Here is an 18,591-nt window from a genome sequence, read left to right on the forward strand (position 1 = left end):
ATGACACGATCGGAAACCTCTCCCCGGATCGCGGTTCTCGATATTGGCAAGACGAATCTGAAACTGCTGGTCGCGAGTGAGGACGGCTGGCCGCTCGAAACACATTCGATCCCGAATGTGCCGACCACGGCAGGACCATACCTTGCCTATGATCTTGCCGGGCTGGAAGAGTGGTTCCTTGACACCTTGGCCGTGGTGACGCAACGCCACACCATCGGCGCGGTGATCGCGACCGCGCATGGGTGTGGCGCCGTGCTTGTCGAAGGCGACGAGCCAGTGCTGCCGATGATGGACTATGATGCAGTCTCGCCGCCTGAGATCGACCAGATCTACGCCCGGATTGCGCCTGCCTATGATGAAGTGTTTTGCGGTATCAGCGGTGCGATGCGGCTCGGAAAGCAATTGCTCTGGCAGGAAAGCGCATATCCCGCCGAATTCGCCCGCGCGAAAACATATCTTATGACTGCGCAGTATTTCGCCTTGCGGCTCGGCGGGCGTGCTGCAAGTGAAATTTCACAGCTCGCGGCTCAGAGCCATATCTGGGACCTTTTCCACCATCAGCCTTCCTCCCTGATGCGCAAGCGCGGCTGGAATCGTCTTCTGCCGGAGCGGGCATCCGCCGGTGCGGTGCTAGGGAGGGTTTCGGAGGCCGTAGCCAAGCGTACCGGCTTGGCGCGCTCGACCGAAATCCTCTGCGGCGTGCATGATTCCAACGCCAATCTATTCCGCTACAAGGCCGCCGGCATGGCCGATACCTCGATCCTATCAACAGGCACCTGGATGATCGGCTTTCAGCGCGGCCTCGCGCTAGACAACCTAGACACCACACGCGGCATGGTGCTCAATATCGATGTCGACGGTGAGAACGTACCCTCCACGCTGATCGCGACAGGCCGCGAATATGACTTGATCAGCAGAGACCACGACGCTTCTGATGCAGCTGTCCTCGCCGCATTGCCGAGTCTACTGGCCCTTGGAACCCTGGCACTCCCCTCCTTCGTTGGCGATGATGGACTGTTCCCCGGTGCAGCTCACCGCGGGCGCATTATCGGACCGCGGCCCGAAACGCCAGCCGAATGGCAGGGGTTGGCAGTCCTCTACGCCGCATTCAGCGCAAACCGCTGTCTAGATGCGCTTGGCAGCTCGAAACACGTCGTCATCGATGGTGGCTTTGCCGCCAACCTGCCCTTCGCGCGCGCTCTGGCCACGTTGCGGCCATCGCAGAGCGTCTCGGTGAGCCAATCTCGGGATGGAACGGCGCTCGGCGCTGCGCTGCTGTGGCGGAGATTTTCGCGTACGATTCCGGTTTCGAGCGTGGTGCTTGAAGCTGTCACGCCGCTCGGCGAGGGCGAGTGCAAACGCACCCTTTCCGCCGCCTATCAATCCTGGATTTCTTTTTCGGAGCACCCATCATGACAGACCGCAATCATGCCGATCTCCGCCAGGGCATCGTCGATACCTGCAAGGAGATGAACCGAAACGGTCTCAACCAAGGGACTTCCGGCAATCTTTCTCACCGGATTCCAAACGGCATGCTAATCACGCCGACAAGCTTGCCCTACGAGCGCATGCGGCCAGAAGACATTGTCGCGATGGATTTTGCCGCGAATTACCAGGGCACCCATCGCCCTTCTTCAGAATGGCGTTTTCATCGCGATATTCTGCGAGCGCGTGACGATATAAACGTCGTGCTTCATACGCATTCCACCTTCAGCACCATTCTCGCCGTGCACGAGCGTGGCATTCCTTGCTTCCACTACATGGTCGCGGTAGCCGGTGGCAACGATATCCGTTGTTCGCCTTATGCCTGTTTCGGCACACAGGCGCTGTCCGATTATGCCGTTAATGCGCTCGAAGGACGAAATGCCTGCTTGCTCGGCCATCATGGCTTGATCGTAACGGCGCAGACATTTGAAAAGGCGCTTTGGCTTGCCGTGGAGGTGGAGACCCTGGCGAAGATGTATGTCCACGCGCTGGCGATCGGCGAACCTCCGCGCCTCAGCGAGACGGAAATGGCACAGGTCCACGAACAGATGAAACGCATGGGCTACGGCCAGGCGCCCGATCTTGACGACGTCGGTGATGTTCCACGCGCCATGCTTCAGTCGAAACCGGCGCCACATTGACTCAGGGTGTCGTTGAACGCGGCTGGCATTCTCTTCGCTAAAGAACTTTGCAAGCAACCAGCCGCGGGTGATCAGCGAAAATTGTCAGACAGCGAACCAATAACCGCACCAGATACATCCACTTTTCCTTCGTGCGCAGGTTCAAATCCGCTCGATGGCGCCAGACCGATTTTGGCGGTGGTGAATGTAATCGTCGACCACCCATCGGTTGGAGATATGCTCCGACAGAGCCGCTGATTAAGAGCCTTGATAAGACCAGCATCAAGCCATTGCGTTTTCTATGCCGTCGAGAATGGGGGGGGGTTGGTACAATGCTTGGGCCGACGAGCCGATTTGATTTGCGCGACGCGCTGGAGGAGCCGGCGCGTGCCAACAAGTTGGCAAGCTGATTTGCGGACGCACGCGTTGAAGATGTGGAACCACGTTATGAGAACAGCGCTTTGTTTCGCTATGTTGTTTATTCCCACGATTGCGATCGCTTAAGGCGCAACGCCGGCAAAGCAATCGACCGTCGTCGCGAAGCCGCTCGTTCAGATGAAGCCGAGGGGTGCAAGCTCGTCGGGATGGTCAGGGGGACGAAGCTCTGGGCCGGCGAATGCACGGCGACGCCGGAGCTGAAGGCAGGTACGCCAGCCAAAGAGCCGAGCCCAACATCGTTCCCCGGCGATTCGGAAGGAATAGCAACTGCAATTATACGCAACCTCTGCAGCATCACCACTAACCAAGCCGCGATCATCAAGCTGCTTCGCGTGATCAACCGCTACGTTGGCCGCTGCTTCCCGCAGCGCTTACATCAAGCATCAACCAGCCGCACTGCGGACGAGGTGATTGGCCTTACGGCTACCAACAATTGGTCTAGTGCAGCGTGCCTCGATGCGGTGGCACGATGTTGGATTGTTCATAGAAGTATTTCAACTCGGCTTCGAGTTGCTCGTTGAGCAAGAGGAGCACCTGCAAGGCCCCGTGAACGTCGCCTCGGTGTTCTTCTATCAATCTGTCTATTAGGTCGCTAATTGGCATCGTTGACTCCCACGGCAGGTTCCATCAACCGCGCCTAGTGGGTTCAACCTACCTTTAATCCACAGCTTGTCCCCTTGGCTGGGGCGCAAGCAGTGAGGCGTTCACCGCGACGCGTAGCGGAAATCTGTTGGTGTGTACGTGTAACATCTGAACAACATACAAGCAGAAGAACGCGTCACGTTGGATGAACACCGCGAGTCTTCCCCGCTATTCACAGGAAGGGAGCCGAAGGCCCGGTGTTATTGTCAGCGCTACAGTGCTGCGATGAAGCGGTTTAAAAAAGTGCAGCCTGCAATTTTGTAACTGCGCATTTGCACCGAAACGATACCGTTAAATTGGCCCAGGGTGGCACATGTTTGACGTTTATTTGAACGATAGACGGGACTTGCTCGTCGTTAGTAAGGGACTTCCTATACCCCCACACAAGTCGGGGCGATGGCGTAAATCCAAAAGGAAGGTTCTCAAAGTCAGTGACGAGATCAAGTCGGCGGTTCAAAGGCAAGGCTACTACATGCGGAAGCTGAGCGACGCAAAGGGGGCCTTCACGCCTTCTGATCGCCGAGCGAACGCTGTGGTCGAGCCAATCCACCCGAAGGCCATGCCGGTGACCTGACATCCGAGGAGGAGCGCCGCGGGACGAAGCCTTTGCGAGGCCTAGAAAACCGAGCAGGTCTTTGCTGCATCGTCACTCGCTCATTGAGTTTATCGGCTTCGTCCTGCATCACTCCATGCCTCCGATGTAGGTAGCCGCATTCTGCCCGCCTCACGGATCATCGCATCGCGGGGCACGCGGCATCTCATCGAACGTACGTAAGCGATAGTGCCTATCGGCGCTCGCTCCCTTGCTTTCAAGCTTCGGTGCCCAGTAAGCCGCAATCGCTTTTCGACCAGTTATGCTCACGCCCTCGCAGTCGCACTCCAAAACCGCTTGCTCATCATACAGGTTGAGCAGCGCGCTGAGGTTTCCCCGCCGACAGGCATCGAGCCAGTCTACGACGACGGCCAGCGGATCGAAGTCGTCCGGTGAAATCGACATAAGGTTCCATCATAAGCAAATCGCCGCTCCCGATGTGCGCCTTAGGCTATGGAGTGAAGCGGTGAGACGCAAAAGAAGGGCCGCCTGCGTTGCCACAAGCGGCCCAAGTCTAGGGAGGAAACGCCCAAGGAGGGCAGCGATAGCGGGGGCGCTACCGCACGCTCTGTAGACAATACGATCGCGATCGGCGCCTCAATTGAACGTCGGTAAGCGTCGGTCATCTAAACGGGTAACGGACCGATACGAAGGTTTAAGGCGCTCGCCGTCTCCGGTCTCGCGCCAGCGTTTCACGCATCATCGCAACCTCGATGCGAACCGTGAGAGCATCGAAAGCCCGACGACAAATTCCTCATCATTTTCTTGAGGTCCCACCTCCGTCTGTAATCCACTTCACACCTGCGCCGAAGCTGCGGCGCGATATAATCTCTTGAGACGTCTTGACGTTATTCGAGGAATTTACAGATTTCGTTCGGGCGCCTCAGTCGTTCTTGGGTGGTTAGGCGCCGAAACGGGAGGCCAGCATGCCAACGTCATCTCCCCTTGTGCGATGGTCGACTGAGATGCTGCCGGAGCGCGCACGGTTCTCCACGTTCCGTGAGGGATTTGCGCGGCTAAACCTCGCCTTGGACGTGATTGATCACAGCGGCGGTCGCCCACGTATCGACGTCACCTACTTGCCGCTCGGCACGGTTGGCGTTTGTAGCATTATCACCACGCCGGTCGAGTTTCTCCGTCACAAACACCACCTCAAGGATAGCCGTGACCACTTCGGACTAAACATCGTCGAGGCTGGGCCGGTCCAATTTGCAAATGCTGGCCAGGAACATGTTTATGATACCGGCTCCGCTTGTTTGGTTGACCGGGGAAGGCCGCTGCGAGTATTTGGGCCGCGTGGCGCCAGCGTTAAATTCGTAACGGTGGAGGCTGCCGCCCTTAAGTCTCTGGTTGCGCTGCCGGAAGATCTATCAGGCCGGCCGGTGCGTCCTGGACCGGCGCTTAGACTGCTCCACCGCTACCTGCGGTCGCTCGCATCCTTCAAAGAACCTCCGGCATCAAAACTCGCCTCCACCGTCAGTGCACATCTCCTCGATCTCGTGGCTGCGACGCTCGGGCCGACCGCCGAAGCTGCGAACATCGTTACAGAGCGTGGTGTGAAGGCGGCCAAGGTCCAAGCGATCCTGGCGGAGGTCGCGCAACGCTCCAGCGATCCCAATTTCGATCTGACCAAGGTCTCTGGAGCGCTCGGTATGTCGCGGCGATACGTGCAAAAATTACTGGAGGAGACCGAACAGTCGTTCACCGAGCACCTTGCAAGGTGTCGGCTTGAGCGTGCCTTCGCGATGCTGACTGACCCGCACCATCTGCATCTGGCCATCATCGATATCGCGTTTGCAGTCGGCTTCGGTGATGTTTCTCATTTTAATCGCTCGTTCCGCCGGCGCTTCGGCGAGACGCCATCAGGCGTGCGCGCCGCGTCGATCGTGCGGCAGAAGTGATCCTGCGCCCTCACAAAGCGTGGGCGGCGGTCGCTGAAAACGCGAACGGTTCGACCTCACGGGACAGCAGAAGCGCAGACCTGGCGCTACGTAAGGCGTGAGGGCGAGGCCGTAGGAAAGCCGTGCACGGCGCCAGGAGTGCGGGGCTACCAGCGTGCTCACGGCCTATTGCAGCGGCGCTGATTGGCTGCAAGGGGCCGATCAGGCCATGCAAGGGTTCCTTCACCTTGATCCAGGGATACATCCGAATGGGCGATAGCCGGAAATCGCTTCGTGTTGAAGGGTAAGACCGCCGCTGCTGGGGGCCAAACGGAGATGTCCGATGGGTGTGGCAGGCTGGCGCTTTGCGCATACGAAGAAAACCCTCCGCGTCCGGGCGGTCGTCATCTGCGTGCTGGAAGAGTTGCCGTTTGTCTGCCCGGTGGTGGTCGCAATCGGCTCCCTGATCATGATCGGCATCATGCTCTGCAAGGATTGGCCGCAGTGAGGGGGCCTTACCGCAAGGCGCTTATGACAGCAGGTAGACATCGACTATCAAATGCTTCTCGTTTTCGGTCAGCGCCACGCTGCCGGGCGCGGCAGCTCCTCTTTGTGCGATACGGTACGAAATTTAGATGAGATGCGAAAATGCTAATACGTGAAAATGCTAATACGTTTGGTCGCGCCGTCCCGCATGCAGCAAACTCAGAAGGACCCGGACAACTTGCGGGCGGACCGCCATCCTTCGGCCTTCCGCCGCTCATGTCTGCTGGTGCAGTAAGAGCGGACTTCGATTTGGACCACGCGGAAGTCCGAAAGTGACCCGAACCGGGCATCGAGCCCCGCCATGTGAAACTAGGGCCTATTAGGTCCCGGCCGCTTCAGGCCGGCCGTTCGCTAGTCAGGCGGCAGCCGATACATGCGTTCATTTTCCGTCACTTCCGGCGATTTCAACAGGCCCAAAATAGTGCTTGCAGCAAGGGCCACACGGTTTTGCCGTACGCGCGTTCGCGGTCGTCTCGATGCAGCGGGTGCGCGCTCCACCGCCGCCTGTGCTTCGAGGTCCAGATCCGACCTGAGCTTGTAGCCGGCACCGGCAACAGCAACGCTGGTTCTGACGACGCCGGCGCCGACGCCAAGGCCGGATGGACCCGACCCCGGGCTTAGCCGGCGCAGGCAGCAATCCGAAGCGGCGCAGCTCGCTAAAGGTAAGCGTGGCGAGCCATCTTCAAGACCGTGTCCAGTGTGAGGGACACAGGTCGCGCCGCCGCGATAAAATACGGCTTAATACATTGAAAAAACTGAAGAATTTCGGGAGTTGGTAGCTACCCTAATTGTGGTAGCGGGAGACCGCTACAGTCCAGAACCCACTTTTGAGGATAGTTGGTCCTGCTTGGTAGCGGGGGTCCGCGACATCGCCAGACCCACTATTTCCGAAATCCTCTTTTCCTACCGGAGGGCAGCCTAACTCGTGACGTGGCCCCTTGGTAGTTCGTCAAAGGTCTCGCTCTACGTAATTGCTCGGCGGCGAGAAATGGTCCGCGAGACTGCGGACGCAACCACCGATACCGATATTCAGTTCTGGTTGCCATCTAACAGACGGGTTCCACTTCGAGTGCGACGTCGAGCGGCTCGAGCTTTCTGCGCCATTTTCTCGAACGCGAAATGCGTCCTCCGAACCAGCATCGATCGAACTGCTGCGGGCTATCGATGAGGTGAGGAAGAGGAGATGTCTCATCGCCTTCGGTTCTAACTCCGGAGAAGTGGTCGGCACTGCACCAAGTCGTTCGTCGATGCCTCGCGGGTCGCCGCATCGCACCTAAACCGACGCTCTTTTTCTGAAGACGTCCAAGTCGCATTCCGTCGCCGTGTCGGCAATCAATGCTATCGCGGCCTGCACACGCGCATTGATTTGCTACGGCAGAGAGGACCGTCCCTCTCCGCGCCAGCGAAGTTGCCACGCTCTACAGCGGTGGCGCCGGGGACGAATATGGCGGCGCCTGCCGGTTTGATTACTAGCTTCTAACGATCCTTTCGCCCACCGGGCACAGCAGGGCTTTGCAAGAAGCCGTGCTAGCCACAACACGAAGAGGCGGCCTGAGGGCCGCCTCTTCGTGTTGGGTCGCGCTACTTGTAGTGCGCGATGATGTCAAGTTGCATATCTACATGGCCAGGATACGCATTGCGTTTCGAGGATGCATGGTCAGACGCACGGCGAAGGCAGGCAGATCGATCGCGCGCGGCGGCGGCGTAGCGCTGGGTGAAGCCGTGTTCCGCTCGATGTGCGAGGCATTTTCAGGCCGGCAGCTACCGCGCCGGCGACCGGCTGCGCGAGGAAGAGGCCGCGCAGCGGTTGAAGGTCAGCCGCACGCCGGTCGGGGATGCGCTTGGCCGTCTCGCTGCCCGCGGCTTCGTCGAACCCCGCCGGCGGTCGCGGGCTGATCGTGCGCAATCTCGACATCTCCGAGGTACTCGAGCTCTACGCCGTGCGCGAGATCATGGAGGGCGCCGCCGCGCGCCTCGCCGCCGAACACGCCTCATCGCCCGAGATCGACGCGCTCAGGGATATCGAGCAGGGGCTTTGTCGAGGCTTCCACGAACGACGCCGCTGAGTGGCGAGACTCAACCGCGCCTTTCCGAAGCGATCTGCCGTGCCGCGCGCAACCGCTATCTCGACAACGCCGCACGTGAATTGCAGGACTGGATCGCCCTGCTCGGCCCGACCACGTTCACTGTGACGGGCCGCCCGTCGACCAGCCACGGCGAGCATCTGGCCGTTATAGAGGCCATTGGCTCGCGCGACGGCGACAAGGCCGAACAGCTCGCGCGCGCCCACATCCACGAGGCGCTGCGTTGCCGGCTGAAGCTGTTGCAGAAGCAGTCGTAGGCGCGGCGCTCAGGCGAGACAATCGTGGCTATTTGAAACTTCTGAGCTCCTGTCCCAGTCCTCTAAGCATCCTCGGGGCTGGCGGTGTTGCTCTCTCCCCCCGACAAGGGATCGAGCACTCCCGACACCAACCGACTATCTGGTGATCCCAGACCGCATTTTCTGCAAGCTCCATTAAGAGCCGACCGCACGCTCTGTTCTACCCACACGGCGGATCCTTATTCGACTTGAGGGTTGATATTGCGGTCCTAACGAACTGCGCCGAACTCTCCAAAGCAAGCAATAGTACATCCAAATCAGACGTCTTGACTTCCTCCATGGACAAGCGATGCGGCTCGATAAGCTCTTGGACAAGCTGAACCAACGAAACTTCCTTTAAGACGTTGCGTTCGGCCGTCTCCCCAAGCTCGAGACTCGCAATCAACCCGCCATTTTGGCGCAAGCTGACAGATACAGATATCTCTTGCGGGATCCACTGCCGAACAACGGAGAACGGAACCTCAGTAAACGTTAGGACGGTGTCGGTGCCTGAAATACGGTACCCAATCCTGAACATTTGCGTCAAACATCCCGCAGAGGTCAAAAGCTCACCAAACGGTTCGAATGGGAGTGCTGGAAAGGTCATGTGCCAAACTCGTGCGGACCAAATGCGAAGTACTGCAATCAACAATGCGGCCGTCTCCACCAAGTTACACGCGATCTCAAGAAGAATAGCCTGTTGAATCATACAGGTGTACGCACGGCTAAGCCGAAATATCCTATCCAGGCGGCTTCTGCCAATCAGGGGTTATCGAAGTGGACGCGCAACCATCCAACAACTCTGACTGTCGCCACGCAAGAATCGAGCTGAAGCATCTTCGCCTTGCGGTACTTGCATGTAGCTGCGGCAGCTTGCGGCGCGCGGCCGATGTACTCGGAGTTCGACATTCGGCACTCAGCCGGTCGGTAATTCAGTTAGAGCAACTTGTTGGAGCGACATTGTTCGAGCGATCGTCGGCAGGCATACGACCTACCCAGGCAGGCTCCAGCTTCCTAAGTCGCGCGACCGCGATCCTCGAGCGAATTGAAGCGCTTGTTCAATCGGCAGGTTATGGCGCAGTCACAGGCTCCTCTCAATTCTCGGTAGGTTTGTGTACGTCGGGTTCGACAAGGAATCTGCGTGCGATCTTAGCTGATCTTGGACGACATGACATCGAAGTGACCGCAATTGAGCGATCACCGACAGATTTGAATGGCTGTCTACGGAGCGGAGTGGCAGATGCTATCATCGTTCCCGAGGGGCCACGGTCAATCGATCTTGAATCTCGTGCACTATGGTGCGAAGGCATTGTTGTTCTGTTAGCCGCAGACAATACTCTGGCTACCCGTGAAGTTATCTACTGGACGGATCTTCTCAATCAAACGATCTTGCTCGGAACGAGCGAACATGTATGCAGTTTGACAAAGATCATCGAACCGTACCTTGTGGCGCAAGGCATCGGACAAAAGGTTCAGCGACACAATGTAAGCCGACATGTCATCCACGGCCTTGCAAGTGCAGGGCTTGGAGTCAGCTTTATGCTCGCATCTAATACGAAATCTATTGGAGATGACCTTATTTGGCGAGAATTGCGCGATGGCCGAGGCCAGATGCAGGTATGTTTCCATGTTCATTGGCTGCGTGGGAACGAAAATCCGGCGCTGAAACGCTTTCTGCGATTGCTGGCTGACTACTATCCGTCTTCCGCCATTGGCGGGTGACGCCCTCGCTTCAATCGCGCAAATCCGCGGTCCGTGGCCATAAAACGTGCCAGCATGGGCGCGATCAGCTTTGTTGGATCGACTCGCTGCCCATTTTCACGCGCCAAGACCTCTGCATAGGCGACGAGATCCCGATGCACTGATGCTGAAAGCTCGGTGGCGACCTTGACCGGCTTGTCGTCGGGCAGCGCTCCTATTCTAAGCTTCGGCATGCCATTACCCTCCGTATGGCGCAAGTACGAGGTCGCGGTTGACAAGGACGCGAACTGGGAAGCCAGAGCGCACGATCAAAGTGGGCTGGATGTTAAGACTGCGTCGAACCACCTGCTGTCCGGTTTGGTTCAGTGAGTCGGAGGCGCCGTGCCGCAGTGCCTGGATGATCGCGCTGTCGTTGCTATTGGTGTCGGATCCTGCGCCCAGTTCCGTCCCGGCAGCCAAGAACGTCGATAACGCAGCGGCCTTGAAGAGTTCACCCCAGTGATTATCGACTTGGTCTTCGAGGCCTGCATAGCCCCCGGTGTCAGCGCCAGGCTGCCGCTCTAGAACGATGGAGCGTCCATTCGGCATGATCAGCCGCGTCCAGACGAGCAGAACACGGGACTGGCCGTAAGTAATCTGGCTATCATAGATCCCGATCAGACGCGCTCCCTGGGGGACAAGCAGAAAGCGGCCAGTCGGCGTATCGTACACGTTTTCGGTAATCTGCGCTGTGATTTGACCCGGAAGATCGGACCTGATCCCTGTGATTAAAGCTCCCGGAATGACCGTCCCGGCTAGCACAATATATGGTGAAGCGAGCCTAGTGATGCGGTCAGGGCTGACCGCGCGACGGTCCACTGAGGCGTTCACGAAGGCTAGTTTTCGGTCCTGACCGCTCTGCGCAGATGCGTTATCGCCGGTTCCCGTTGCGCTCGATGGCACGACGCGGCCACTTCCAACGGCCGCAGCGGTAGGCTGACGCACTTCACGTCCATTGGTCGCAGCGAACAAATGGCTCATGCGGGCTGCCTCGGTTTCTTGATCTCGGCGCTGCTGTTCCGGATCAGCGCCGATCGCCGGCGACTGGCCTTGAGCGGCAAGGATTGGTCGACCGAGATCACCGGGAAGCGGCGGACCAAGCTGCGGGATTGGCTGGCGCGGAACGCCAGCATAGTCCTTCGGCAGCGCCGTAATGCCGTCGGCAACATTGTGGTGATCGGTGCTGTAAAGCTCATCGGTCGCCTGATTACGGGAACGATTGCTCTGCAGCGACCAGAGCACCGCTCCGCCAATGACAAGCAGAGCAATCGCGCTCCCGCCAGCCAGGACTTTTCGGGATAACTGCGTCACACGCGGATTCTCCGCTCTCAAGCGGAAACCTTCGGACTTCTCCCCCTGAGTCTCCGGCGAGACTGCTTGCTCTCGTTCGTTTCCACTCCGAGCGTTCATGACGATGGCCTTCCGTCGGTCCTGACAATACGGACCTTCTGCTGGTGCTCGCCGCCAAGCCGCAGTTCGGCGGCAGCAAACAGCCGATCAACGATCAATACGTTGCCATAGGCGCGATAGTTGACGAGTTCGGTCTTGCCGTTTGGACCGATGACGAAGAGCGGAGGCATCTCGCCCTGTACGATGCCGTGCGGGAATTCGACGTAGACCTTACGGCCATCGTCATATGCGGCGAGCGGCCGCCAGGGAGGACTGTCCCCTTCGATCGCATAGCGGGAGATGCGCTGCGCCGGAGCCGGAAGAACGGGCTTCAGAGCGACCGAACGCGATCGTTCTCGTACAGTCTCTGGATAGTACCAGGCAACCGACGGCATGTATGGCCGTTCGCGGGAACGGAGCTCGATCAGGTAGGTGCGCCGATCGGTATTGACGACCAGATTGGTCTCGATCGATGCCCGGGTTGGCTTGACCAGGATATGGACGCGGCGCGTGTCGCCGTTCCCACTCTCCGTATCGCCCACGATCCAGCGTACGGTATCTCCGGCCGCGATAGGGCCTGATCCCGTCAACTGTTCTCCTTCCTCGAGCGCGATATCCGTGATCTGCCCCGGCGCGGCGTAAATCTGATAGAGCGCCCCGGGACTGTAGGCGTAGATTTGCGCCGCGTTGAAATACCCCCGCTTGCGCGGCTCGACCCGGGCTGCGCTGTTTGCTGTCTCAACCCGGCTCACGGGTTCAGCGCCTTCCTTCTCCCCCGACTTGCCGCCGAGAGCCGGCTTCCAGAGGGGTGGAACGTGAAGCGGCCGCGATCTGTCGTCGAGGGCCGCGGGCGTCGCCGGTAGCGGAGGAACTTCAGCGTCATAGCTGATCTCCGGCGGAATGTAAGTCGCGCACGCACCGAGCATAGACGAACAAAGCAGAAGAGCGGACAGAAATGCCCACCTTGAGTTCACGACCTCGGGCCAAGCCGAATGGAGCCTGCTTTGCGCGAAGGGTTGCTTTGAACGAATGTCAAACGGCGACTTGATCACTGACTCAACTCCTTTGACCAGTTGATGGCTCGGACATAGACGCCAAGGGGATTTTTGCGCAGGCGTTCGGCATCGCGGGGTGTCTCGATTACGATCGAGAGAATTGCAGTCCAGCGCTCAGTCGAGCTCAGAGAGCCGTTGTCGTAGCTGCGTTGGGTCCATGCGACCCGAAAGCTTTCTGAAGACGCGCGGATGACGCTCGAGACGTCGACAGAGATTTGAACCTTGCCCAACTTGGCAAAGGGGTCGTTGTTGCGCGCATAGTCATTGAGAGCGGCGGCGCCACGATCAGTCGTAAAGTCATAGGCCCGGAGCCAGTTTTGGCGCAGAACGATGCCGTCCGCTGGCAGGCCCCTCACATCCTCTATAAAGCGCGCCAGATGGTAGGCGATTTGCGCGTCAGTGGGCTGATAGTCGAAGCTGGCCGGCGCAACCCTTTGGGCTTGGCCGAGATGGTCGACCTCGACAATCCATGGCGTGATCGACCCTTGGCTCGATTGCCAGACAAGTCCGCCAGCAAGTCCAGCGGACAGCATCAAGCAGCCGAGCGCCATCAGGCGCCAGTTCTTGGCTTGCACGCGCGCGGATCCAATGCGCTGGTCCCAAACCTGAGCAGCCTTTTGATAAGGTGTAATCGGCTCGGGCATACGCCCGTAGTGAACGGATGGTCGTTTAAACATCGATATTTGCCCCTGTGATCAAGCGATCGGTTTCAAGTCATGCGGTATGGGATTTGAGATGCTGCCCCGCGGGGCTTGGCGAAAGCGCATTAGCCACGCGTCAGCGCTCTCCTTCCGACAAATCGACCGAGGAGCCGCTGCCGCCATGATCGCCTGAGCGGACCGCGTGCCCGGCTACTGAGGCACCATGCCGAATGGTTTCGGAACGCTTCATGCGCCGTGCCCAATCGGGCTGACCTTCAGCCGAGGTGCTCGTTGCTTGCTCGCTGGTTTCTCCACGTCTGCCGAACGCAGCTGCATTGCGCCGCAAAGGGCTCATCGCAGCCGAGCCACCGGCCTCCGCAACGCCAGCAAGGCCACCACTTCGATAGGCAGCGGTCGCTCCGCTCAAGACGGCGCCGCCACCGCGCGTGGTCCCCGCAATCGCGCCGCCGGCGAGACCAGCGCCGCCAGCGGCGAGGCCCGCACCGGCCGCAACAACACCGCCGGCAGCAAGGCCTGTTCCAATCGCGGCGCCCGCGCCGAGTTGCGGTCCGCCGGAGACAAGGCCGTTTGCGATACCCGGACCGAAGATACCGAGGCCTAGCAACGAGAGCGCCGCGAGCACCAGCGTCATCGCGTCTTCAATGGTCGGCTGTTCGCCGCCGAAACCTGCGGTGAACTGCGAGAACAGGGTCGATCCAATGCCGACGATGACCGCCAGGACCAGAACCTTGACTCCAGAGGATATGACGTTGCCTAAGACCCGCTCTGCCGCAAAGGCGGTCTTGCCAAACAAGCCAAACGGAATGAGCACGAAGCCCGCTAGCGTCGTGAGCTTGAACTCGATCAAAGTCACGAAGAGCTGGATCGCCAGAATGAAGAAGGCGAGCAGCACCACGACCCAGGCGAACAAGAGAACGACGATCTGGACGAAATTCTCGAAGAAACTGATGTAGCCCATCAGGGTGGAGATCGAATCGAGCAGCGGTCGGCCGGCGTCCAGCCCTACTTGGGCGATCTTTCCCGGTCGCAGGAAATCCGATGCGGAGAGGCTTGCGCCTGATGCTTTCAGTCCCAAGCCGGCAAAGCTCTCGAAGACGATGCGTGCCAGACTGTTCCAATTACCGATGAGATAGGCAAAGATGCCTACAAAGAGCGTCTTCTTGACGAGGCGCGCGATGATGTCTTCGTCCGGCCCCCAACTCCAAAACAACGCAGCAAGCGTGATATCGATCGCGGCAAGGGTCGCAGCGAGATACCCGACGTCGCTACCGAGCAGCCCGAATCCGGTGTCGATATAACGCGTGAACATTTCCAGGAATTGGTCGATGATCCCCGTACCAGTCATGGCTTGCTCGCATCAAGTGTCGCCGGTCGCGGATATCCTTGCGGGATCCGGCTTTGATCCTTTGGGACAGGTATCGAGCTGGCTGAGTCATCGTGACCGGAAGACGCGGCGCCCTCCTTCCTGCCGAAGAAGCGACGCCGGCTTTCGGCCCAAACTTGCTGGCAATGGCGGTAACCCGCTGTTTCCTCGGGAGTGACATCACGACAGCGTGCGAGGTCGGAGCCGGTTGCATCGGGCGTCTGCTCGGCCTTCGGTGCCGGCGGAGAATCGTCTCCGCCACGCAGCTGAATTGTACAGGCGGCGACGGCCACTAGGCCGATTGTCGTAAGCAGCGACAGCGCCTTGAATGCCTTTACGTCGGTCATCAGTGGAACATCTGCACATTGGAGGATTGATAGCCCTGTCCTGGCGTCAGGAAGCGCCTGAGCTGCTCTCGCCCCTGATCCTGAGCCGAGGCGCGCTGAGCCGCTTCCAGGCTCTGCGCCCTGCCCTGCGCCGCCGCGGCCGCCGTGAGATCGGCAAGTTGTTGCGCTTGAAGCGCAAGGATCTGGTTGCCGGCCTGAGCTGCCTGCAGGGCGCCACTGGCACTCTGGCTCGAGGTTACGAGGGCGGACGTCTGGATGCGATCGTTCTGTAACGAGGTGATCTGGTTGTTGATCTGCTGGAGCTCCCGCGCGGCTGTCAGGACGTTCTGGACGTAGTTGTTGGGATCGAAGACGATCAGCGCCCGTGCAGGTACCGCGATGCCAAGCACCAGCGCGACGGTGCCAGCGGTCGCCAATAGGGCAAGATGCCTCATAGTGATTTCTCCAGATTTGCGAGATTGGGGATCAGGTCGGTGGCCCAGGCGACGCCACGGTGCTGGAGCCAGGCCGGTACGAAGCCGTCCGGCCCATGTTCGGCGAGGAGCTGCGCGATGGCAGCCTGGTCGGTCTTGGAAGAGGCTGCGGTGAAGGCGAGCGCAATCTCGCCAAGACCCAGTTCGAACATCCGGTTGCCGCGGCGGGACTGGCAGTAGTAGTCGCGCTTCGGCGTTGCCCGGCTCAGAAGCTCGATCTGGCGGTCATTAAGGCCAAAGCGGCGATAGATGGCAGTGATCTGCGGCTCGATCGCCCGTTCGTTCGGCAGCAACAGACGCGTCGGACAGCTTTCGATGATCGCCGGCGCGATCGCGGAGCCATCGATGTCGGAAAGCGATTGGGTGGCGAAGATAACGGACGCATTTTTCTTGCGAAGCGTCTTCAGCCACTCTCGGAGTTGGCCAGCAAAATCTTCGTCGTCAAGGGCAAGCCAGCCCTCGTCGACTATGAGAAGTGTGGGCCGACCATCGAGACGGTCCCCGATTCGATGAAAGAGGTAGGCCAGCACGGCCGGGGCCGCGCTCGTTCCGATCAACCCTTCGGTCTCAAAGGCCTGGACCGATGACTCGCCAAGGCGCTCGAATTCGGCATCAAGCAGACGTCCGGAAGGACCACCAAGGCAGTAGGGTTGCAAGGCACGTTTCAGGGAGTTCGATTGCAGCAAAACCGACAGACCCGTCAGGGTGCGTTCCTGCATCGGCGCCGAGGCTAGAGACGTCAGCGCCGACCACAGATGATCCTTGACCTCCGGGGTGATCTCGATCTTTTCCCGTGCCAGGATCGCGCCGATCCATTCCGTGGCCCATCCGCGCTCGGAAGGATCATCGATCCAGGCCAGCGGCTGCAACGCAACGGGCTGGTCGCCCCCGTCAGACAATGCGCCGCCGAGATCATGCCAGTCACCGCCCATGGCGAGCGCGGCCGCTCGGATCGAACCGCCAAAATCGAACGCAAAGACCTGAGCATTTGGGTAGCGCCGGAACTGCAGCGCCATCAGCGCCAGCAACACCGATTTGCCTGCGCCGGTCGGCCCCACCACGAGGGTATGACCGACATCGCCGACATGGAGGGAGAACCGGAACGGTGTCGAGCCCTCGGTCTTGCCGAAGAGAAGAGGCGGCCCCTTGAAGTGCAGGTCCCTCGCCTCACCCGCCCACACGGCTGACATCGGGATCATGTGGGCGAGGTTGAGCGTTGAAACGGGGGGCTGCCGCACGTTGGCGTAGACGTGCCCTGGCAGACTGCCGAGCCAGGCTTCAACGGCGTTCACCGTCTCGATCATGCAGGTGAAATCGCGCCCCTGAATAACCTTTTCGACCAGCCGGAGCTTTTCATCGGCTGCATTGGGATCGCCGTCCCACACGGTGATGGTCGCCGTGACAAAGGCTTGTCCGATCTGGTCTGAACCCAGTTCCTGTAGCGCCGCGTCGGCGTCTATCGCCTTGTTATGGGCGTCGGTGTCGAGAAGCGTCGACGCCTCGTTGGTCATGACCTCCTTGAGAATAGCGCCAATGGATTTTCTCTTGGCGAACCACTGCCGGCGAATCTTGGTCAGCAGCTTGGTGGCATCGGTCTTGTCGAGCATGATCGCCCGGGTCGACCAACGATACGAGAACGGCAGGCGGTTCAGCTCGTCCAAGATCCCGGGGGTCGTCGCGCCTGGAAAGCCGACAATCGTCAGGACCCGAATATTGGCAGAACCCAACATCGGCTCAAGCCCGCCGGTAAGTGGCTGGTCGGCCAACAGGGCGTCGATGTACATGGGAATTTCAGGCACCCTAACCCGATGACGCTTGGTCGAGATCGTCGAGTGCAGGTAGGTCAGCGTGTCCTGATCATCGAGCCAGGCGCAGTCTGGCATGAACCCTTCAAGGAGCCCGAGTACGCGGCTAGTTTGATCGATAAACCCGCGAAGTACCTCACGAGCATCGGCTCCAACGGCGCGATCGCGGCCCTCATAGAGCAATCGCTCTGCCTTGGCCGCTCCCTCCTCCGGCGGCAGATAGAGGAAGGTCAGGAAATAGCTGGACTCATAGTGGGCTCCGGCCTCCTCGAACTGGGCTCTGCGCTCGGCGTCGACCAATGCCGATGCGACATCCGGAAAGGTGTTCGGCGGGTAGGCACCCGCAAAATGACGCTGCGCCTCAACGAACACGGCCCATCCTGATCCCAGCCGCCGCAAGGCGTTGTTCAGACGACCGGCGACGCCGACAAGTTCAGCCGGTACCGCGCTATCAAGGTCGGGCCCCCGGAATTTGGCCGTCCGTTGGAACGAGCCATCCTTGTTCAGGATGATCCCCTCGTCGACCAGGGCCGCCCAAGGCAGGAAGTCGGCGAGGCGGGCGTTCGAATGGCGGTATTCGGCAAGGTTCATCATGACCAAGCGCTCAGACGTTGAGATGACCGGGAATGCGCAGGTGTCGGCGCACCACATCGACAAAGGCAGCATCGCGCTTGGCGGCCCAGACGGCGGCCATGTGGCCGATGAACCAGAGGACAAGGCCCGCGAACCACAGCCGCAATCCAAGTCCAAGGGCGGCCGCAAGCGTGCCGTTGACAATCGCGACCGACCGCGGGGCACCGCCTATAAGGATCGGTTCAGTGAGAGACCGATGGACGGGAGCGAAAAAGCCGGTGACCTGGTCATCCATCAGATCACCACGCCGCCGCCGAAGGAGAAGAACGATAGGAAGAAGCTCGAGGCGGCAAACGCGATCGACAGCCCGAACACGATCTGGATCAGCCGGCGGAAACCACCGGACGAATCTCCGAACGCGAGCGTGAGTCCGGTCACGACGATGATGATGACGGCAATGATCTTGGCGACAGGTCCCTCAACCGACTGAAGGATCTGATTGAGCGGCTGCTCCCAAGGCATGTTCGACCCGGCCGCCCATGCTGGCGCCGTAGCCAGAAGAACGGTACCGGAGACAACCAGCGATGCGGTACCGCGGAGAAAACCAAATTGCTGACGCATG

18 protein-coding genes and 2 pseudogenes are annotated in these 18,591 nt (G+C 59.7%); 8 read left to right on the forward strand and 12 right to left on the reverse strand.

Annotated elements, in window-relative coordinates; all coding sequences use genetic code 11:
• The 4 genes and pseudogenes from NLM15_RS37245 to NLM15_RS37260 all read left to right on the forward strand — a co-directional run bounded on the left by NLM15_RS37245 (position 1) and on the right by NLM15_RS37260 (position 3,759).
• Positions 1-1,416 carry an FGGY family carbohydrate kinase gene (locus NLM15_RS37245; protein WP_254122977.1) on the forward strand — a complete coding sequence of 472 codons (1,416 nt, stop codon included), beginning with the start codon at positions 1-3 and terminating at the stop codon, positions 1,414-1,416.
• The gene (locus NLM15_RS37250; RefSeq protein WP_254122978.1) at positions 1,413-2,126 is read left to right on the forward strand and encodes a class II aldolase/adducin family protein; all 714 of its coding nucleotides are present in this window, start codon (positions 1,413-1,415) and stop codon (positions 2,124-2,126) included. Before NLM15_RS37245 ends, NLM15_RS37250 begins: the two co-directional genes overlap by 4 nt.
• Positions 2,127-2,818: 692 nt before the next feature.
• A pseudogene (locus NLM15_RS43840) lies at positions 2,819-2,908 on the forward strand (SOS response-associated peptidase); the annotation flags it as partial.
• Between the two features lie 590 nt (positions 2,909-3,498).
• Positions 3,499-3,759 carry a hypothetical protein gene (locus NLM15_RS37260; protein WP_254122979.1) on the forward strand — a complete coding sequence of 87 codons (261 nt, stop codon included), beginning with the start codon at positions 3,499-3,501 and terminating at the stop codon, positions 3,757-3,759.
• A gap of 150 nt (positions 3,760-3,909) precedes the next feature.
• Here NLM15_RS37260 and NLM15_RS37265 read toward each other — a convergent pair whose 3' ends face one another.
• The gene (locus NLM15_RS37265; RefSeq protein WP_254122980.1) at positions 3,910-4,182 is read right to left on the reverse strand and encodes a nuclear transport factor 2 family protein; all 273 of its coding nucleotides are present in this window, start codon (positions 4,180-4,182) and stop codon (positions 3,910-3,912) included.
• Positions 4,183-4,742: 560 nt separating this feature from the next.
• Here NLM15_RS37265 and NLM15_RS37270 point away from each other — a divergent pair.
• From NLM15_RS37270 to NLM15_RS37280, 3 genes and pseudogenes are all read left to right on the forward strand, one after another.
• Positions 4,743-5,678: an AraC family transcriptional regulator gene (locus NLM15_RS37270; RefSeq protein ID WP_254122981.1), complete on the forward strand. Its 936-nt coding sequence runs from the start codon at positions 4,743-4,745 to the stop codon at positions 5,676-5,678.
• Positions 5,679-6,000: 322 nt separating this feature from the next.
• The gene (locus tag NLM15_RS37275; protein WP_254122982.1) at positions 6,001-6,165 is read left to right on the forward strand and encodes a hypothetical protein; all 165 of its coding nucleotides are present in this window, start codon (positions 6,001-6,003) and stop codon (positions 6,163-6,165) included.
• Between the two features lie 1,691 nt (positions 6,166-7,856).
• A pseudogene (locus tag NLM15_RS37280) lies at positions 7,857-8,544 on the forward strand (GntR family transcriptional regulator).
• Between the two features lie 199 nt (positions 8,545-8,743).
• Here NLM15_RS37280 and NLM15_RS37285 read toward each other — a convergent pair.
• A complete protein-coding gene (locus tag NLM15_RS37285; RefSeq protein ID WP_254122983.1) occupies positions 8,744-9,169 on the reverse strand; it encodes a hypothetical protein in 426 nt (141 codons plus the stop codon).
• A gap of 170 nt (positions 9,170-9,339) precedes the next feature.
• Here NLM15_RS37285 and NLM15_RS44145 point away from each other — a divergent pair, with 170 nt between their 5' ends.
• Positions 9,340-10,284, forward strand: coding sequence for a LysR family transcriptional regulator (locus tag NLM15_RS44145; protein ID WP_375166906.1), 945 nt, complete (start codon positions 9,340-9,342; stop codon positions 10,282-10,284).
• Here the strand turns inward: NLM15_RS44145 and NLM15_RS37295 are convergent.
• The 10 genes from NLM15_RS37295 to NLM15_RS37340 all read right to left on the reverse strand — a co-directional run bounded on the left by NLM15_RS37295 (position 10,257) and on the right by NLM15_RS37340 (position 18,590).
• Positions 10,257-10,496, reverse strand: a complete 240-nt coding sequence (locus NLM15_RS37295) for a DUF2274 domain-containing protein (RefSeq protein WP_254122984.1) — start codon at positions 10,494-10,496, stop codon at positions 10,257-10,259. The genes NLM15_RS44145 and NLM15_RS37295 overlap by 28 nt on opposite strands.
• Positions 10,497-10,500: 4 nt before the next feature.
• Positions 10,501-11,712 carry a TrbI/VirB10 family protein gene (locus NLM15_RS37300; RefSeq protein ID WP_254122985.1) on the reverse strand — a complete coding sequence of 404 codons (1,212 nt, stop codon included), beginning with the start codon at positions 11,710-11,712 and terminating at the stop codon, positions 10,501-10,503.
• Positions 11,709-12,617 (reverse strand): P-type conjugative transfer protein TrbG, encoded by a 909-nt coding sequence (gene trbG / locus NLM15_RS37305; RefSeq protein ID WP_256565932.1) that lies wholly within the window; start codon positions 12,615-12,617, stop codon positions 11,709-11,711. Before trbG ends, NLM15_RS37300 begins: the two co-directional genes overlap by 4 nt.
• A 122-nt stretch (positions 12,618-12,739) precedes the next feature.
• Positions 12,740-13,423 (reverse strand): conjugal transfer protein TrbF, encoded by a 684-nt coding sequence (gene trbF, locus NLM15_RS37310; RefSeq protein WP_254122987.1) that lies wholly within the window; start codon positions 13,421-13,423, stop codon positions 12,740-12,742.
• 100 nt (positions 13,424-13,523) lie between these two features.
• Positions 13,524-14,753, reverse strand: a complete 1,230-nt coding sequence (gene trbL / locus NLM15_RS37315) for a P-type conjugative transfer protein TrbL (RefSeq protein ID WP_254122988.1) — start codon at positions 14,751-14,753, stop codon at positions 13,524-13,526.
• The gene (gene trbK-alt, locus NLM15_RS37320; protein WP_254122989.1) at positions 14,750-15,118 is read right to left on the reverse strand and encodes a putative entry exclusion protein TrbK-alt; all 369 of its coding nucleotides are present in this window, start codon (positions 15,116-15,118) and stop codon (positions 14,750-14,752) included. Before trbK-alt ends, trbL begins: the two co-directional genes overlap by 4 nt.
• Positions 15,118-15,552, reverse strand: coding sequence for a hypothetical protein (locus NLM15_RS37325; protein WP_254122990.1), 435 nt, complete (start codon positions 15,550-15,552; stop codon positions 15,118-15,120). The genes trbK-alt and NLM15_RS37325 overlap by 1 nt, the downstream gene beginning before the upstream one ends.
• Positions 15,549-17,990 carry a conjugal transfer protein TrbE gene (trbE, locus tag NLM15_RS37330; protein WP_254122991.1) on the reverse strand — a complete coding sequence of 814 codons (2,442 nt, stop codon included), beginning with the start codon at positions 17,988-17,990 and terminating at the stop codon, positions 15,549-15,551. The genes NLM15_RS37325 and trbE overlap by 4 nt, the downstream gene beginning before the upstream one ends.
• A gap of 10 nt (positions 17,991-18,000) precedes the next feature.
• Complete coding sequence (locus NLM15_RS37335; protein ID WP_254122992.1) at positions 18,001-18,264, reverse strand: VirB3 family type IV secretion system protein; 264 nt, start codon at positions 18,262-18,264, stop codon at positions 18,001-18,003.
• Positions 18,264-18,590 (reverse strand): TrbC/VirB2 family protein, encoded by a 327-nt coding sequence (locus NLM15_RS37340; protein WP_254122993.1) that lies wholly within the window; start codon positions 18,588-18,590, stop codon positions 18,264-18,266. The genes NLM15_RS37335 and NLM15_RS37340 overlap by 1 nt, the downstream gene beginning before the upstream one ends.
• Position 18,591: the final 1 nt, after the last annotated feature.

The sequence above is a fragment of the Bradyrhizobium sp. CCGB20 genome, assembly GCF_024199855.1.
In the GTDB taxonomy this organism is placed as follows: Bacteria; Pseudomonadota; Alphaproteobacteria; order Rhizobiales; family Xanthobacteraceae; genus Bradyrhizobium.